Source organism: Rodentibacter sp. (assembly GCF_057314195.1).
This window is the reverse complement of sequence record NZ_DBHLAM010000028.1, coordinates 5,321-20,319: the sequence shown is the minus strand read 5'-3', so window position 1 is coordinate 20,319 and position 14,999 is coordinate 5,321. Positions and strand designations below refer to the sequence as shown.

At 43.6% G+C, this 14,999-nt stretch carries 14 protein-coding genes; 6 read left to right on the top strand and 8 right to left on the bottom strand.

Features of this window, described 5'->3' with window-relative positions:
* Positions 1-199: transposase (locus ACO59Y_RS04265; RefSeq protein WP_486130941.1), on the bottom strand; the 199-nt coding region annotated here is incomplete at its 3' end.
* A gap of 57 nt (positions 200-256) precedes the next feature.
* Positions 257-1,840 (bottom strand): peptide chain release factor 3, encoded by a 1,584-nt coding sequence (prfC, locus tag ACO59Y_RS04260; RefSeq protein WP_486130939.1) that lies wholly within the window; start codon positions 1,838-1,840, stop codon positions 257-259.
* Positions 1,841-2,018: 178 nt separating this feature from the next.
* Between prfC and ACO59Y_RS04255 the strand changes: the two genes are divergently transcribed.
* Positions 2,019-2,885, top strand: a complete 867-nt coding sequence (locus tag ACO59Y_RS04255) for a phosphoribosylaminoimidazolesuccinocarboxamide synthase (RefSeq protein WP_486130937.1) — start codon at positions 2,019-2,021, stop codon at positions 2,883-2,885.
* A 186-nt stretch (positions 2,886-3,071) separates the two neighbouring features.
* Entirely contained in the window at positions 3,072-4,406 is a 1,335-nt protein-coding gene (argG, locus tag ACO59Y_RS04250; RefSeq protein ID WP_373602890.1) for an argininosuccinate synthase, read from the top strand.
* A gap of 66 nt (positions 4,407-4,472) precedes the next feature.
* Here argG and pgsA read toward each other — a convergent pair whose 3' ends face one another.
* Positions 4,473-5,030 carry a CDP-diacylglycerol--glycerol-3-phosphate 3-phosphatidyltransferase gene (gene pgsA / locus ACO59Y_RS04245; protein WP_486130934.1) on the bottom strand — a complete coding sequence of 186 codons (558 nt, stop codon included), beginning with the start codon at positions 5,028-5,030 and terminating at the stop codon, positions 4,473-4,475.
* 99 nt (positions 5,031-5,129) lie between these two features.
* The gene (locus tag ACO59Y_RS04240; RefSeq protein WP_373602888.1) at positions 5,130-5,732 is read right to left on the bottom strand and encodes a peroxiredoxin C; all 603 of its coding nucleotides are present in this window, start codon (positions 5,730-5,732) and stop codon (positions 5,130-5,132) included.
* A gap of 142 nt (positions 5,733-5,874) precedes the next feature.
* Between ACO59Y_RS04240 and metC the strand changes: the two genes are divergently transcribed.
* The 3 genes from metC (at position 5,875) to ACO59Y_RS04225 (ending at position 9,328) form a co-directional block, all read left to right on the top strand.
* Positions 5,875-7,065 carry a cystathionine beta-lyase gene (gene metC, locus ACO59Y_RS04235; RefSeq protein WP_486130932.1) on the top strand — a complete coding sequence of 397 codons (1,191 nt, stop codon included), beginning with the start codon at positions 5,875-5,877 and terminating at the stop codon, positions 7,063-7,065.
* A 104-nt stretch (positions 7,066-7,169) separates the two neighbouring features.
* Positions 7,170-8,525 (top strand): UDP-N-acetylmuramate:L-alanyl-gamma-D-glutamyl-meso-diaminopimelate ligase, encoded by a 1,356-nt coding sequence (gene mpl, locus ACO59Y_RS04230; protein WP_486130930.1) that lies wholly within the window; start codon positions 7,170-7,172, stop codon positions 8,523-8,525.
* Positions 8,526-8,821: 296 nt separating this feature from the next.
* Positions 8,822-9,328, top strand: a complete 507-nt coding sequence (locus ACO59Y_RS04225) for a DUF2301 domain-containing membrane protein (protein ID WP_373602885.1) — start codon at positions 8,822-8,824, stop codon at positions 9,326-9,328.
* A 173-nt stretch (positions 9,329-9,501) separates the two neighbouring features.
* On the opposite strand, the gene guaA is transcribed toward ACO59Y_RS04225, so the two are convergent.
* From guaA to guaB, 4 genes are all read right to left on the bottom strand, one after another.
* Positions 9,502-11,073, bottom strand: coding sequence for a glutamine-hydrolyzing GMP synthase (guaA, locus tag ACO59Y_RS04220; protein ID WP_486130928.1), 1,572 nt, complete (start codon positions 11,071-11,073; stop codon positions 9,502-9,504).
* Positions 11,074-11,096: 23 nt separating this feature from the next.
* The gene (locus tag ACO59Y_RS04215; protein WP_486130926.1) at positions 11,097-11,765 is read right to left on the bottom strand and encodes an HAD family hydrolase; all 669 of its coding nucleotides are present in this window, start codon (positions 11,763-11,765) and stop codon (positions 11,097-11,099) included.
* A 71-nt stretch (positions 11,766-11,836) separates the two neighbouring features.
* Positions 11,837-12,169, bottom strand: coding sequence for a hypothetical protein (locus ACO59Y_RS04210; RefSeq protein ID WP_486130924.1), 333 nt, complete (start codon positions 12,167-12,169; stop codon positions 11,837-11,839).
* Between the two features lie 88 nt (positions 12,170-12,257).
* The gene (gene guaB / locus ACO59Y_RS04205; protein ID WP_486130922.1) at positions 12,258-13,724 is read right to left on the bottom strand and encodes an IMP dehydrogenase; all 1,467 of its coding nucleotides are present in this window, start codon (positions 13,722-13,724) and stop codon (positions 12,258-12,260) included.
* Positions 13,725-13,849: 125 nt separating this feature from the next.
* Between guaB and birA the strand changes: the two genes are divergently transcribed.
* The gene (gene birA / locus ACO59Y_RS04200; protein WP_486130920.1) at positions 13,850-14,761 is read left to right on the top strand and encodes a bifunctional biotin--[acetyl-CoA-carboxylase] ligase/biotin operon repressor BirA; all 912 of its coding nucleotides are present in this window, start codon (positions 13,850-13,852) and stop codon (positions 14,759-14,761) included.
* Positions 14,762-14,999 lie beyond the last annotated feature (238 nt).

Below are 14,999 nucleotides of genomic sequence, written 5' to 3'. Positions count from 1 at the left end.
TTGGCTTCACTATTTTCGGTGTTTGAAGGTTTGTATAAGGCGATTTTACGCCATTAATCCCTCTTTCCCGAAATGCTTTTAGCCAATAAATGACGGCAGAATGGGGAATGTTATGAAGTTTAGCTACCTCACGGATACCTAAATCCTGCTCGGTGACCAGTTTGATAATTTCTAAACGAAATTGATAAGAGTAAGACATAATCTGCACCTCAAATTAGGTGTCCAGATTTTGGGGTGCAGATCATTTTTTATTACATTAATGTTCTCTTGTTTTAAAGAATGTCACATCAGGATAACGTTCTTGCGCAAGGTTTAGATTTACCATTGTTGGCGCGATGTAAGTAAGGTTATCGCCACCGTCTAACGCCAAGTTTTGCTCGTTTTTACGTTTAAACTCTTCAAATTTTTTCGCATCGCCACATTCCACCCAACGTGCCGTTGCCACGTTGACGGTTTCATAAATGGCTTCGACGTTGTATTCAGATTTCAAACGCGACACCACCACATCAAACTGCAACACACCCACCGCTCCAACGATTAAATCGTTGTTCAACAATGGACGGAAAACCTGCACGGCGCCTTCCTCGGAAAGCTGTACCAAGCCTTTTAATAATTGCTTTTGCTTAAGTGGATCTTTTAAACGAATACGACGGAATAACTCCGGTGCAAAGTTTGGAATGCCCGTGAATTTTAAGTCTTCTCCTTGGGTAAAGGTATCGCCGATTTGAATCGTACCGTGATTGTGCAAACCGATAATATCGCCGGCATAGGCTTCTTCTGCATGCGAACGGTCGCCCGCCATAAAGGTTAATGCATCAGAAATCACCACCTCTTTGCCGATACGCACATGTTTAAGTTTCATGCCTTTTTCGTATTTTCCGGACACGACACGTAAGAAGGCAACGCGGTCGCGATGTTTTGGATCCATATTGGCTTGAATTTTAAATACGAAACCACTGAATTTTTCTTCGTCAGCCGACACTTTACGCGTATCTGCCTGGCGAGCTTGCGGCGCAGGCGCCCATTCGGTTAAGCCGTCAAGGAAATGATCCACGCCGAAATTCCCTAACGCCGTACCAAAAAAGACCGGTGTCAGTTCGCCGTTTAGGAATAAATCTAAGTCAAATTCGTTGCTGGCGCCTTTAACCAATTCCAATTCATCACGTAATTGTTGTGCCAAATCATCGCCCACGGCATTATCCAATTCCGGATTATTCAAGCCTTTTACGATTCGCACTTCTTGAATAGTATGCCCTTGCCCTGTTTGATAGAGATAGGTTTCGTCTTTGTATAAGTGATACACACCTTTAAACAATTTGCCGCAGCCGATAGGCCACGTAATCGGCGCGCAGTGAATTTTCAATACGTTTTCGACTTCATCCAACAATTCCATCGGATCACGAATATCACGGTCAAGTTTGTTCATAAACGTGATAATCGGCGTGTCACGCAAACGGGTGACTTCCATCAATTTAATGGTACGTTCCTCAACCCCTTTGGCGGAGTCGATCACCATCAAGCAGCTGTCCACTGCCGTTAAAGTGCGGTAAGTATCTTCAGAGAAATCCTCATGCCCCGGAGTATCCAGCAGGTTGACCAAACAACCGTTGTATGGGAATTGCATTACGGAAGTAGTAATGGAAATCCCACGTTGTTTTTCCATTTCCATCCAGTCGGATTTCGCGTGCTGGGCGGAACCTTTACCTTTCACCGAACCGGCTTTTTGAATGGCGTTACCATAAAGCAAGACCTTTTCGGTAATGGTGGTTTTACCCGCATCGGGGTGAGAAATAATCGCAAAAGTGCGGCGTTTGTTAACTTGTTCTAAAGGGTAAGTCATTTTTTCTTTCTTTGGGCTACTAAAAAATGGCGGCTATTTTCTCTGATTTTGAGATTTTGCTCAAACTAAATCGACGAAATTCTATGAATCGCATGGTTTTTTGAAAAATAGCAAACGTTTGCTTGAAAAGTACGGTACAATACGCGCCAGTTTTTACAACGATAAAAAGGTGCAAACCATGACACAGCAAAATCTAAGTCTTAAAAAAATCTATTCCGGCAAAGTGCGGGATTTATATGAAATCGATGGTAAACGGATGTTGATGGTAGCGACGGATCGGTTATCGGCATTCGATGTGATTTTAGATGAGCCGATTCCGCGCAAAGGCGAAATCCTGACACAAATTTCTAACTTTTGGTTTAACAAACTGGCGCACATTATGCCGAATCATTTCACCGGCGACAGCGTTTATGATGTGTTACCCAAAGCGGAAGCCGATTTAGTCAAGGATCGTGCGGTGGTTTGTAAACGTTTAACCCCGATTAAAATTGAATCGATCGTGCGCGGGTATTTAACCGGCAGCGGTTTGAAAGATTATAAACAAACCGGCACCATTTGCGGTTTAGTTTTGCCAAAAGGGTTGGTGGAAGCCAGCAAATTGCCTGAGCCAATTTTCACACCGTCCAGCAAAGAAGAAATCGGTAATCACGATATTAATATTAGCTATGCCGAGTGTGAAAACTTAATCGGCAAAGATTTGGCGGCACAGGTGAAAGAAAAAGCCATCGCCCTTTATACGGAAGCAGCAAAATATGCTTTAACCAAAGGTATTATTATTTGTGACACCAAATTTGAATTCGGTTTGGACGAAAACGGTACTTTAACTTTGATGGATGAAGTGTTAACGCCGGATTCCAGCCGTTTTTGGTCGGTGGAAACCTATAAAGAAGGTACCAATCCACCATCTTTTGATAAACAGTTCATTCGAGATTGGTTAGAAAACAGTGGTTGGAACAAACAACCGCCAGCGCCGAAAGTTCCGCTAGATGTAATTGAAAAGACCGTGGCAAAATATCAAGAAGCCTTGGATCTTCTAACAAAATAATAATGAAATCTCTATTTATCGCAGGGATTTTTATAAACGAAACTCAAATTTACTGCTTTATAATAAATTCTCAATTGAAGTAGAAAATTGCTAAACAAGCAGGAAAGATATGGTTATATTTTTTGAGTTTTTATTCATTAAAAATGATTAAATATTCAAAGTAAGTTAAAGATTAAGGAAGAGAAAATGTCAAATACAATTTTACAACATTTACCTAAGGGGCAAAAAGTCGGTATCGCTTTTTCAGGCGGTTTGGACACCAGCGCAGCATTGCTTTGGATGCGTCAGAAAGGTGCGGTGCCTTATGCTTACACAGCGAACTTAGGTCAGCCGGATGAAGAGGATTATAATGCAATTCCGCAAAAAGCCATGGCTTACGGTGCGGAAAATGCCCGTTTAATCGACTGTCGCGCGCAATTGGTGCGTGAAGGTATTGCGGCGATTCAATGCGGTGCTTTCCACATTTCAACTGGTGGTATTCCCTATTTTAACACTACGCCGCTTGGTCGCGCGGTAACGGGTACCATGTTGGTTGCGGCGATGAAAGAAGATAACGTTAATATTTGGGGCGATGGCTCAACCTTCAAAGGTAATGATATTGAACGTTTTTATCGCTACGGTTTATTAACCAACCCGCAATTAAAAATTTACAAACCATGGCTTGACGATCAATTCATCCAGGAATTGGGAGGCCGTTTTGAAATGTCGCAATTTCTAATTGAAAACGGCTTTGACTATAAAATGTCCGTGGAAAAGGCCTATTCCACCGATTCCAACATGCTCGGCGCGACTCACGAAGCGAAAGATTTAGAAGAATTAAGCACCAGTATGAAAATCGTAAAACCGATTATGGGCGTGGCGTTCTGGGATGAAAATGTCGAAATTAAACCTGAAACTGTCATCGTAACTTTCGAAGAAGGTGTGCCTGTTGCATTGAACGGTAAACGTTTTGACGATGTGGTTGATATGATGCTCGAAGCCAACCGCATTGGAGGCCGTCATGGATTAGGTATGTCCGACCAAATCGAGAACCGTATTATTGAAGCGAAATCTCGTGGCATTTATGAAGCGCCTGGGATGGCATTATTGCATATTGCGTATGAGCGTTTGGTAACCGGTATTCACAATGAAGACACCATTGAACAATACCGCATCAATGGTTTGCGTTTAGGTCGCTTGTTATACCAAGGTCGTTGGTTTGATCCGCAAGCGTTAATGTTGCGTGAAACTGCACAGCGTTGGGTTGCCAAAGCGATTACCGGCAGCGTAACGCTTGAATTGCGTCGCGGTAATGACTTTACCATTCTTAATACCGAATCGCCGAACTTAACTTATGAGGCGGAACGTTTAAGTATGGAAAAAGTGGAAGATGCGCCGTTCGCTCCAATTGATCGTATTGGTCAATTAACTATGCGCAATCTTGACGTTGCCGACACGCGCGGTAAATTGGGTATTTACGCCGAAACCGGTTTGTTGCTTGCGGGTAAGGATTCCGTGTTACCGCAACTTGGTAAAAAATAGATCAGAATAAAAAAATCCGCATTCAAGCTTAATAATTTGAATGCGGATTTTTTATTTATATATGTTTTATTTACCTACTTCATCCAACATGCTTTCTTTTGCCGCGTTTAGGTATTGAATCATCGACCACACAGTTAAAATTACAGCCATATAAAGTAGAATGATGGCAAGAATTTCCATATAGATGTTATAGCGCCATAATAAACCACCTAAAGCAAGCATTTGTGAAGTCGTTTTAACTTTACCTAGCCAGGATACAGCGACTTTGTTGCGCTCACCTAACTCCGCCATCCATTCACGTAAAGCGGAAATAATAATTTCACGGGAAATCATTATGATCGCAGGAATAGTGATCCAGAAGGTATGCTGATACTCCACGATTAATACAAGAGCGGCGACTACCATTACTTTGTCGGCAACGGGGTCTAAGAATGCACCAAAACGGGTTGTTTGTTTCCATTTGCGGGCAAGATAGCCGTCAAGCCAATCCGTTACGCCGGCGATAAAGAAAATAACCGTAGTAATGAATGGAGCCGATTCGATAGGAAGATAAAAAGCGATCACAAAGAAAGGGATCAAGAACACTCGGAAAATAGTCAGAAAGATAGGAACATTAAATTTCATAAAAGTGACCGCACTGATTATACGTGGCCTTATTCTAAAGGATCTTTAGCTATAAAAAAAGCCACATAATGTGGCTTTCCTGTGAAGGTTAGATAAAGATTAAAGTTTATCTGCGTTTTGTTTTAAGTATTTTGCAACGCCTTCAGGGCTATCTTTCATTCCTTCTTTACCTTTTTCCCACTGTGCCGGGCAAACTTCGCCGTGTTCTTCATGGAATTGTAAAGCATCAACCATACGTAACATTTCATCAATATTGCGACCTAACGGAAGGTCATTCACAACTTGGTGACGAACCACTCCATTTTTGTCGATCAAGAATGAAGCGCGTAATGCAACGCCTGCTTCAGGGTGTTCGATACCGTATGCTTGAGCAATTTCATGTTTAACGTCAGCTGCTAATGCGTATTTAACTTGGCCAATACCGCCGTTTTCAGTTGGGGTGTTACGCCAAGCGTTGTGAGTAAATTGAGAGTCAATAGATACACCGACGACTTCTACGCCGCGTTTTTTGAATTCTTCATAACGGTGATCGAATGCGATTAATTCTGATGGACATACGAAAGTGAAGTCTAACGGATAAAAGAAGATTACCGCTGCTTTACCTTCAATGTGTTTTTTAAAATTGAAATTGTCAACGATTTCACCATTGCCTAAAACTGCAGATGAAGTAAAATCCGGGGCTTGACGAGTTACTAATACCATAATCATAATTCCTTATATTAATAAGTTAATAAAAATTTTGCTAACGCAAAATACGCGCGGGATTGTAGAGAAATTAATCGTATTTTTATAGCAGTTTTTATCTATTACATTAATTAATATTATCTAATTAAAGGTGAAATATATGTCAACACAACATTCATTAGCCACAACCTTGGTCCATGCCGGACGGAATAAACGTTTTTCCCAAGGTGCGGTGAATCCGGTGATTCAACGCGCTTCTTCACTCGTTTTCGACAGTATGGCCGATAAAAAATATTGCACACAAAATCGTTATAAAGGCGAATTATTTTATGGGCGTCGCGGTACGCTTACGCATTTTGCTTTGCAGGATTTAATGTGTGAAATGGAAGGCGGAGCCGGTTGTTACCTTTATCCTTGCGGTGCGGCAGCGGTGACCAATGCGATTTTATCTTTTGTGAAAAGCGGTGATCACGTTTTAATGAGCGGTGCGGCTTACGAACCGACACAAGATTTCTGCAATATCATATTGAAGAAAATGCAGATTGACACGACTTATTACGACCCGCTTATCGGTTCCGACATCGCAAAATTAGTTCAACCGAATAGCAAAGTGCTTTTTCTTGAAGCGCCAAGTTCTATTACTATGGAGGTACCGGATATCCCGACAATTGTAAAAGCGGTACGCGCGGTCAATCCTGAAATCGTGATTATGATTGATAATACTTGGGGTGCAGGTGTGTTATTCAAAGCGCTTGAACATGATATAGATATTTCCATTCAGGCCGGTACGAAATATCTCGTGGGACATTCCGATGTCATGATCGGCACCGCATTGGCGAATGCCCGCACTTGGGATCAGCTACGCGAACATTCTTATTTAATGGGGCAAATGGTGGATGCAGATTCCGCTTATACCACCGCGCGTGGCATTCGCACTTTAAACGTTCGTTTAAAACAACACCACGAAAGCGGCTTAAAAATTGCGCAATGGTTGAGCGCACAGCCGGAAGTGAAAGCGGTTTATCACCCAGCCTTACCGAGTTGTCCGGGACATGAATTTTTTCTACGTGATTTTAATGGTGCAAGCGGTTTGTTCTCTTTTGAATTAAACCGACGTTTAACTAATGAGCAAACAGCACAATTTATGGATCACTTTAAACTCTTTACGATGGCCTATTCTTGGGGGGGATTTGAATCCTTGATTTTATGCAACCAACCGGAAGAAATCGCTAAAATCCGCCCGAATATCGAACGAAAACTAACGGGCTCGTTGATTCGTGTGCATATCGGTTTTGAAGATCCGGAAGAATTAATTGCCGATTTAAAAGCCGGTTTTGAACGAATCGCCTAACTTCTTTTCCCATTTCTTCAGGGCTTGCGCAGCAAGCCCTTATTTACTCAACCTATGAGTTGATTTATCATGCCTTTCCTTTTTTCACATAAGAAGAAATCATAATGAAACATATCCATATTTTAGGTATTTGCGGTACTTTTATGGGTGGCATAGCGATGCTTGCCAAACAAATGGGATACTCGGTGACGGGTTCGGATACTAACGTTTATCCGCCGATGAGTACGTTTTTACAAGAGCAAGGCATTGATATTATTCCGAATTATGATACGGCACAGCTACAACCGACGCCGGACATAGTGATTATTGGCAATGCGTTAAAACGCGGTAATCCTTGTGTAGAATATATTTTAGAAAATAACTTGCCTTACACTTCCGGCCCCCAATGGTTGCACGACCATTTATTGCGTGATCGTTGGGTATTGGCGGTATCCGGCACGCACGGCAAAACTACCACAACGGGAATGCTGACTTGGATTTTGGAAAAAAGCGGTTTAAATCCCGGTTTTTTAATCGGCGGCATTGCCGGCAATTTCGGTGTTTCAGCGCGTTTGGGAGAAAGTCCGTTTTTTGTCATTGAAGCGGATGAATATGATACGGCTTTTTTTGACAAACGTTCCAAATTCGTGCATTACAACCCGAAAACCTTAATTATCAATAACATCAGTTTTGATCACGCGGATATTTTTGATGATTTAAAAGCGATTCAACGCCAATTCCATCACATGATTCGCATCATTCCGGCGAGCGGTCGCATTCTTTCTTCCTCTGATGAACAAAGCGTGAAAGACACGTTAGCGATGGGCTGTTGGTCGGAGCAACAATTCCTCGGTAAAAACGGGGAATGGTACGCCGAACGCATAACAACAGACGCTTCGCATTTTGCCGTGTTCCGACACGGTGAAAAAATCGCCGAAGTAAAATGGAATATTGTCGGCGCGCATAATATGCATAATGCCTTAATGGCGATTGCGGCAGCGCACCATGCCGGCGTTTCTGTCGAAAGCGCTTGTCAGGCACTTGGCACTTTTATTAATGCGAAACGTCGTTTGGAAATCAAAGGCGAAGTAAACGGCATCACGGTTTACGATGATTTTGCCCACCATCCGGAAGCTATCCTCGCTACACTCACTGCATTGCGCGATAAAGTGGGCGGTGGCGTGCGTATTCTTGCTGTCTTGGAACCGCGTTCTAATACGATGAAAATGGGTGTGCAAAAAGATGAAATCGCACCGGCGTTAGGCCGAGCGGATATGGTTTTTATGTTGCAGCCGGAGAATATTCCTTGGGAAGTGGCGGAAATTGCCGCGCAGTGTGTGCAACCGGCTTATTGGAGCGCCAATTTGGATAAATTGGCGGATATGATTGCAGCGGAAGCGCAACCAACCGATCATATTCTCGTTATGTCAAATGGTAGCTTCGGCGGCATTCATCAAAAGATTTTGGATAGGCTCGGCTAATTTTGTTCAACCGATGCAGTTGGAAACATAAACGTTTTTCGAAATTATACGCCTGAATCAAAATCAGGTTCATTGAGCGGTTTCGGAGGCGGTTCTCGAATTTATTGGCGTTAAGTTACGGCCTTTTCGATGAGATCTCAAAACAGCACCGCATTGGAGCTGCTTCCAATGCGGTGCTATTTTGATACTCTAACGCGTCTTCTACAAGCGTTAAAATGACATAACAACCGTTTTACTCATTGAGTTACAAGGTTGGCGTTTTAATCAATTTTTACTTTTCAAAATAAGGAGAATTTATGGCAGATCCGCATATTCAATCGCCTATGGATTTTTGGGACAATCTGACCGTTATTATTTATCGCATCGGCTTCGTTGTTGCCGCGTTGAGTTTTTTGGCGCTTTCTTGGTATCCGCAACAGGCTTTGTTAGGAATTCTGATTGCCGCAACCTGTTGTGCGTCTTCATTGCATATTTATCTCAAACATTTTCGTTTAACCTTTCAATTCGCCACTTGGATTGGTTTACTTTGCTATATTTTAGGCGCGCCTGAATTGGCATTCGGTGGTGCATTACTCACCTTAGGTGGGCTTTGTTTTAAAGAATATTTTTGTTTTCGCGTGCCACTATTAAATCTTCAGCCGGTTTTTGTTTTGTTATTATGGTTTAGTTGGGTGTTTGAAGGAGCAATATTAACGCGCGTTCTATCAATAATTGTCGGTGCGTTGTTGCTTTTATTGGCAATTCAAAAATGGCGTATGCCGTTGCATTTCGATATCGGCGATAAAACGAAATATCAAATTTAGGAACCCGTCGGTAGCCATAATCAGGATGCTTGGCTTTGATACTATTCACATATACCGTCAAAAATGGGAAATAAGTAGAGTTTGTGTGAAAATGTCAGAAACAGATAACCCCAGTATCTAACTGGGGTTATTGTACTTTTGGAACGATTAGAAACAATCTGAAATCTTTATTTTTATTCCCACTCAATTGTCGCAGGTGGTTTTCCACTTACGTCGTACACCACGCGGGAAATGCCGTTTACTTCATTGATGATTCGGTTAGAGATTTTGCCGAGTAAGTCGTACGGCAGGTGTGCCCAATGTGCGGTCATAAAGTCGATGGTTTCAACAGCACGTAGGGAGACAACCCAGTCGTATTTGCGTCCGTCGCCCATTACGCCTACGGATTTCACCGGTAGGAACACGGTGAAGGCTTGGCTGACTTTGTAATACCAATCCGCTTTGTGGAGTTCTTCAATGAAGATTGAATCGGCGCGGCGCAATAAATCGCAATATTCTTTTTTCACTTCGCCTAGCACACGCACGCCTAAGCCTGGGCCTGGGAATGGGTGGCGGTTGAGCATTTCAGCCGGTAAGCCTAATGCCAAGCCGATTTTACGCACTTCGTCTTTGAATAATTCGCGGAGCGGTTCTACTAAACCGAGCTTCATATAATCCGGTAAGCCACCGACGTTGTGGTGGGATTTAATCACATGGGCTTTGCCGGTTTTGCTGGCGGCAGATTCGATTACGTCCGGATAGATCGTGCCTTGCGCCAACCATTTCACGTTTGGCAATTTTTTCGATTCATCATCGAACACATCCACGAACACTTTACCGATGATTTTGCGTTTCGCTTCCGGTTCGTCCACACCGGCAAGTTCGCTTAAGAAACGATCTTCTGCGTTCACGCGGGTAATGTTCAAGCCGAATTTATTGCCGAACATTTCCATCACTTGGTCGCCTTCGTTTAAGCGGAGCAAGCCATTGTCCACGAATACGCAGTGTAAGTTTTTGCCGATGGCTTTGTGTAATAACAGTGCGACAACGGATGAATCCACGCCACCTGATAAGCCTAAAATCACTTCATCATTGCCTACTTGCGCTTTAATGCGTGCGACGGCGTCTTCGATAATGTTTTCCGCCGTCCATTTGGTCTCACAACCACAAATGTTTACCACGAAGTTGGTTAATAATTCCAAACCGCTTTTGGTGTGGGTGACTTCCGGGTGGAACTGCACGCCGTAGAAACGACGGCTTTCATCCGACATTGCCGCGATAGGGCAGGTTGGTGTGGTGCCGGTGACGACGAAGTGATTCGGCAAGCGGGTCACTTTATCGCCGTGGCTCATCCAAACGTCTAATTTCGGCTCGGAAGTGGTCAAATTATCGTTAAGATTGGCAAAAAGTGCGGTGGAATTTTCAAGAGAAACCGACGCATAACCGAACTCGCGGTGGTCCGAAGTCTCGGTTAAACCGCCAAGCTGCATTGCCATCGTTTGCATACCGTAGCAAACGCCTAACACCGGCACGCCTGCATTAAAAACATATTCCGGCGCACGCGGACTGTTAGCTTCCGTGGTGCTTTCAGGACCGCCAGAAAGAATAATCCCCGTTGGGTTAAATTCACGGATTTGTTCTTCCGTTACATCCCACGCCCAAAGTTCGCAGTACACCCCAATTTCACGCACGCGGCGTGCAATGAGTTGTGTATATTGTGAACCGAAGTCGAGGATCAGAATTTTGTGGTGGTGAATGTTTGTCATTTTTTACCTTATAGAAAGTAAGATTAATGTGAATGTAATTGTTTAATAATCGCTAAAATTTCCAGCATATTTTTGCCGCAATATTCCGCGTGGGATTGGTCGATATGCATACGTTTTTCTTCATAAGCAATCACGGGAATACCGGCTGCTTGAGCGGCTTGAATGCCGAAAAAAGAATCTTCAATGGCGACCGCACTTTGGGCTTCTACGCCGAGTTTTTCCAAGGTGTAGCGATAAATTGTCGGATCCGGTTTGCTGCGTTCAAATTGTTCGCCGCTCACGATAAAATCAAAGTGCTGAATAATATCACATTCCGTCAGAATGTTTTGAATATGTTCTAAGCGAGAAGAGGACGCTACCGCCAGTTCAATGCGGTGCTGTTTGGCGAACTCAATGATTTTCAGAATATCCGCACGGAAAATGGAACGATAATCCACGGTGCTGAAAAGCTGTTTGAAGAAGTCAAAATAGCGTTGTTTGATTTCTTCCAACGGCAGGGATGAACCACTTAATTTTTTCACGATTTCAGGAATTTCGCTCAAGCCTTTGCCGACCACTTCTGCTCGCTCTAAGGGCGTTAAAGTGCGGTTATGTTCTTTAATGGATTCGATGAATTGGGCTTGTAAGTCGTATTCTAAAAATTCTGTATCGACAATCACGCCGTCCATATCGAAGATGATGGCTTGTAGCATTGGGTTTCCCGTTTGTAAGCTGTTGGATTTTGCAAAAGTTTTGCGAAAATTGACCGCTTTTTGATTGTGAGTTAAGGTTTCATTCCAACAGTGATGTCTGTTTCACCATTTTTATCAGCGACCATTTGTACGTTAAATTTTCGAGTTTGATCACATCCTGTAGCAGTCCAAGTTTCATAACTTGCTTTAGGTGTTACTCCATCTGGTTGAAATACTACCTTATCAATTTCGGTATGAATGGAAGATACTCGACATGATGTATCGTAAAAGAATAGTTTGCCTAAATATTGTTCTACATCTGACTTTAATGTGTTATCGGCGATAGTATTGCCTGAATAAGTCGTTCCCAGAATAGAGCAGGCAGTTAATAAACCTAGAAAGGTAACGATAAGTAATTTCTTCATGTTTTTTTCCTTTAGAGTGAACTTCAAAACTTTTACAAAATCAACCGCACTTTAAACAACAAAAGGTGGGCCAAAGCCCACCCCACGGTTAGCCCATACGATAGTTTGGTGCTTCTTTGGTAATCGTCACGTCGTGAACGTGAGATTCTTTGATGCCTGCACCGCTGATACGCACAAATTCGGCTTTGGTGCGTAAGGCTTCGATGGTCGGGCAGCCGGTTAAGCCCATGCACGAACGTAATCCGCCCATTTGTTGGTGGATGATTTCTTTTAAGTAGCCTTTGTATGGAATGCGGCCTTCGATGCCTTCCGGCACGAGTTTGTCGGCGGCGTTGTCAGATTGGAAGTAGCGGTCTGATGAGCCTTTCGCCATGGCGCCAAGGGAACCCATACCGCGATAAGATTTGAAGGCACGGCCTTGGTAAAGTTCGATTTCACCTGGTGCTTCTTCAGTGCCCGCGAACATAGAACCCACCATTACACAGCTTGCGCCTGCAGCAATCGCTTTGGCGATGTCGCCGGAGAAACGGATACCGCCGTCGGCAATCACCGGAATGCCACGATCTTTTAATGCGGCTGCAGCGTCTGCGATAGCGGTGATTTGTGGCACGCCCACGCCGGTTACGATACGGGTGGTACAGATTGAACCCGGTCCGATACCCACTTTTACGGCACTTGCGCCGGCGTCAGCAAGGGCGATGGCGCCTTCAGCGGTTGCCACGTTACCTGCCACGATGGGAAGGTTAGGGTATTTCGCGCGAGTTTCACGCACGCGTTGTAACACGCCTTCAGAGTGACCGTGTGAAGAGTCGATTAAAAGCACGTCCACGCCTGCTTTCACAAGCGCATCGATACGTTCTTCGTTGCCTGGGCCTGCGCCGACGGCAGCTCCCACCCGTAAACGACCGAATTCGTCTTTACATGCGTTTGGTTTTTGTTCTGCTTTTTGGAAATCTTTGACGGTGATCATTCCTTTAAGCTTGAAGCTGTCGTCCACCACAAGCACTTTTTCTACGCGATGTTCGTGCATTAATGCCAGAATTTCATCACGCGCCGCACCTTCTTTCACGGTGACCAAGCGGTCTTTTTTGGTCATTACTTGCGAAACGGTTTTGCTTAAATCTTTTACGAAACGGGTGTCGCGACCGGTAATAATCCCGATTAAGTTATTTTCGCTATCCACAACAGGGTAGCCCGCAAAGCCGTTTTTCTTCACTAATTCCGCTAATTGAGCAAGGGATAAATCAGGTGAAACGGTGACAGGCTCAGACACGATACCGCTCTCAAATTTTTTCACTTTACGCACGCGATCCGCTTGGCGTTCGATGCTCATATTTTTATGAATAAAACCGATACCGCCTTCTTGCGCTAAAGAGATGGCTAATTTGGTTTCTGTTACGGTATCCATTGCCGCAGAAAGCATGGGGATATTTAAGCGAATTTCTTTGGTGAGTTGAGTGGAAAGGTCGGCTGTGTTTGGAAGCACGGTAGAATGCGCAGGGACGAGTAAAACATCGTCAAAAGTTAGGGCTTCTTGTTTGATACGTAAAGACATTGCAATATTCTCGCTAAGTTGAAGTTAAAAAATATTGCGGCGGGATTATACAGATTTCGCGTCATTTTGGAAATGAATTTTTCGTTTTGTGCTATGATTCGCAAACGTTTACGCGGAGGAAAAATATGAATGCGGTGCTCTTGAGCTACCTCGCCGACGGCGAGGAAAAAGTGCGGTCGAATTTGACCCGGTTTTCACAAAATTTAGCCGAGGATTTACAACAATTTCGTGACGCCGGGCTGAATATTATCGAAACGGCACAAGGCTATCGTTTAGTGCCGCAACTTCCCTTATTAAATTCTTTACAAATTTCGACCGCACTTTCGCCTTATCAGGTGCATTACCAGCCCGTCATGAGTTCTACAAATGAATGGATTTTGCAGAATATTCCGAATTTAAATAAAGGCGATCTTTGCCTCACTGAGTATCAAACGGCAGGCAGAGGGCGACGTGGACGTCAATGGCTTTCCCCTTTTGCCGGGCAGATGATTTTTAGTTTTTACTGGACGTTCGACCCGAGAAAATCTATTGAGGGGTTGAGTTTAGTGATTGGTTTGGCGATTGCCGAAGTGTTGAACGTGCAAGTGAAATGGCCGAATGATATTTTGTTCGACGGGCGAAAACTCGGCGGGGTTTTGGTGGAAATTGCCAATCATAAAAATGGCCTGTTGAATTTGGTGATTGGCGTAGGGATTAATGTGTCATTGCCGACGCAAACGGAAATTAGTCAGCCTTATGCGCAGTTGAGCGAAATGGATCCCGCTATTGATCGTCAAACCTTGTTTCCAACATTGATCCAACATTTATATGCGCGTTTAGAGCGCTTTGAAAAAGAAGGCATTAATGCGGAATTTCAACAAGCATGGCAAAATCATAATGCGTTTTTCAATAGTGAAGTGAATGTGATTACGGAACAACGCGTGATTTCCGGTATTGAGCAAGGTATTGATGAGCGTGGTTATTTGCGGGTTCAATGCGGTGCTGAATTGAAGATGTTTAATGGTGGTGAGGTTTCGTTGCGTAGAAAAACTGAATAATAAACGTTTAACACGAGCTGCGAAGTGTAAGCTTAAGTGTATGAAAACGCTTATTCAAATTTATCGGTAATAGAATAGATTTTAGGCATTTGAATTATTTTTAAGCAGTCGATACTTTTTTGTTGATTTTCGTTTGACAGCATTTCGTAAATCGGTAAAATACGCGCCGTTGTTTAGCAATAAGCAAATGCGGGAATAGCTCAGTTGGTAGAGCACGACCTTGCCAAGGTCGGGGTCG

Coding starts and splice junctions, on each gene's coding strand:
- metC (WP_486130932.1), top strand. CDS start 5,875: ATGTCAACACAACATTCATTAGCCACAACCTTGGTCCATGCCGGACGG.
- ACO59Y_RS04215 (WP_486130926.1), bottom strand. CDS start 11,765: ATGCTACAAGCCATCATCTTCGATATGGACGGCGTGATTGTCGATACA.
- prfC (WP_486130939.1), bottom strand. CDS start 1,840: ATGACTTACCCTTTAGAACAAGTTAACAAACGCCGCACTTTTGCGATT.
- ACO59Y_RS04210 (WP_486130924.1), bottom strand. CDS start 12,169: ATGAAGAAATTACTTATCGTTACCTTTCTAGGTTTATTAACTGCCTGC.
- guaB (WP_486130922.1), bottom strand. CDS start 13,724: ATGTCTTTACGTATCAAACAAGAAGCCCTAACTTTTGACGATGTTTTA.
- guaA (WP_486130928.1), bottom strand. CDS start 11,073: ATGACAAACATTCACCACCACAAAATTCTGATCCTCGACTTCGGTTCA.
- argG (WP_373602890.1), top strand. CDS start 3,072: ATGTCAAATACAATTTTACAACATTTACCTAAGGGGCAAAAAGTCGGT.
- ACO59Y_RS04255 (WP_486130937.1), top strand. CDS start 2,019: ATGACACAGCAAAATCTAAGTCTTAAAAAAATCTATTCCGGCAAAGTG.
- ACO59Y_RS04225 (WP_373602885.1), top strand. CDS start 8,822: ATGGCAGATCCGCATATTCAATCGCCTATGGATTTTTGGGACAATCTG.
- ACO59Y_RS04240 (WP_373602888.1), bottom strand. CDS start 5,732: ATGGTATTAGTAACTCGTCAAGCCCCGGATTTTACTTCATCTGCAGTT.
- mpl (WP_486130930.1), top strand. CDS start 7,170: ATGAAACATATCCATATTTTAGGTATTTGCGGTACTTTTATGGGTGGC.
- pgsA (WP_486130934.1), bottom strand. CDS start 5,030: ATGAAATTTAATGTTCCTATCTTTCTGACTATTTTCCGAGTGTTCTTG.
- birA (WP_486130920.1), top strand. CDS start 13,850: ATGAATGCGGTGCTCTTGAGCTACCTCGCCGACGGCGAGGAAAAAGTG.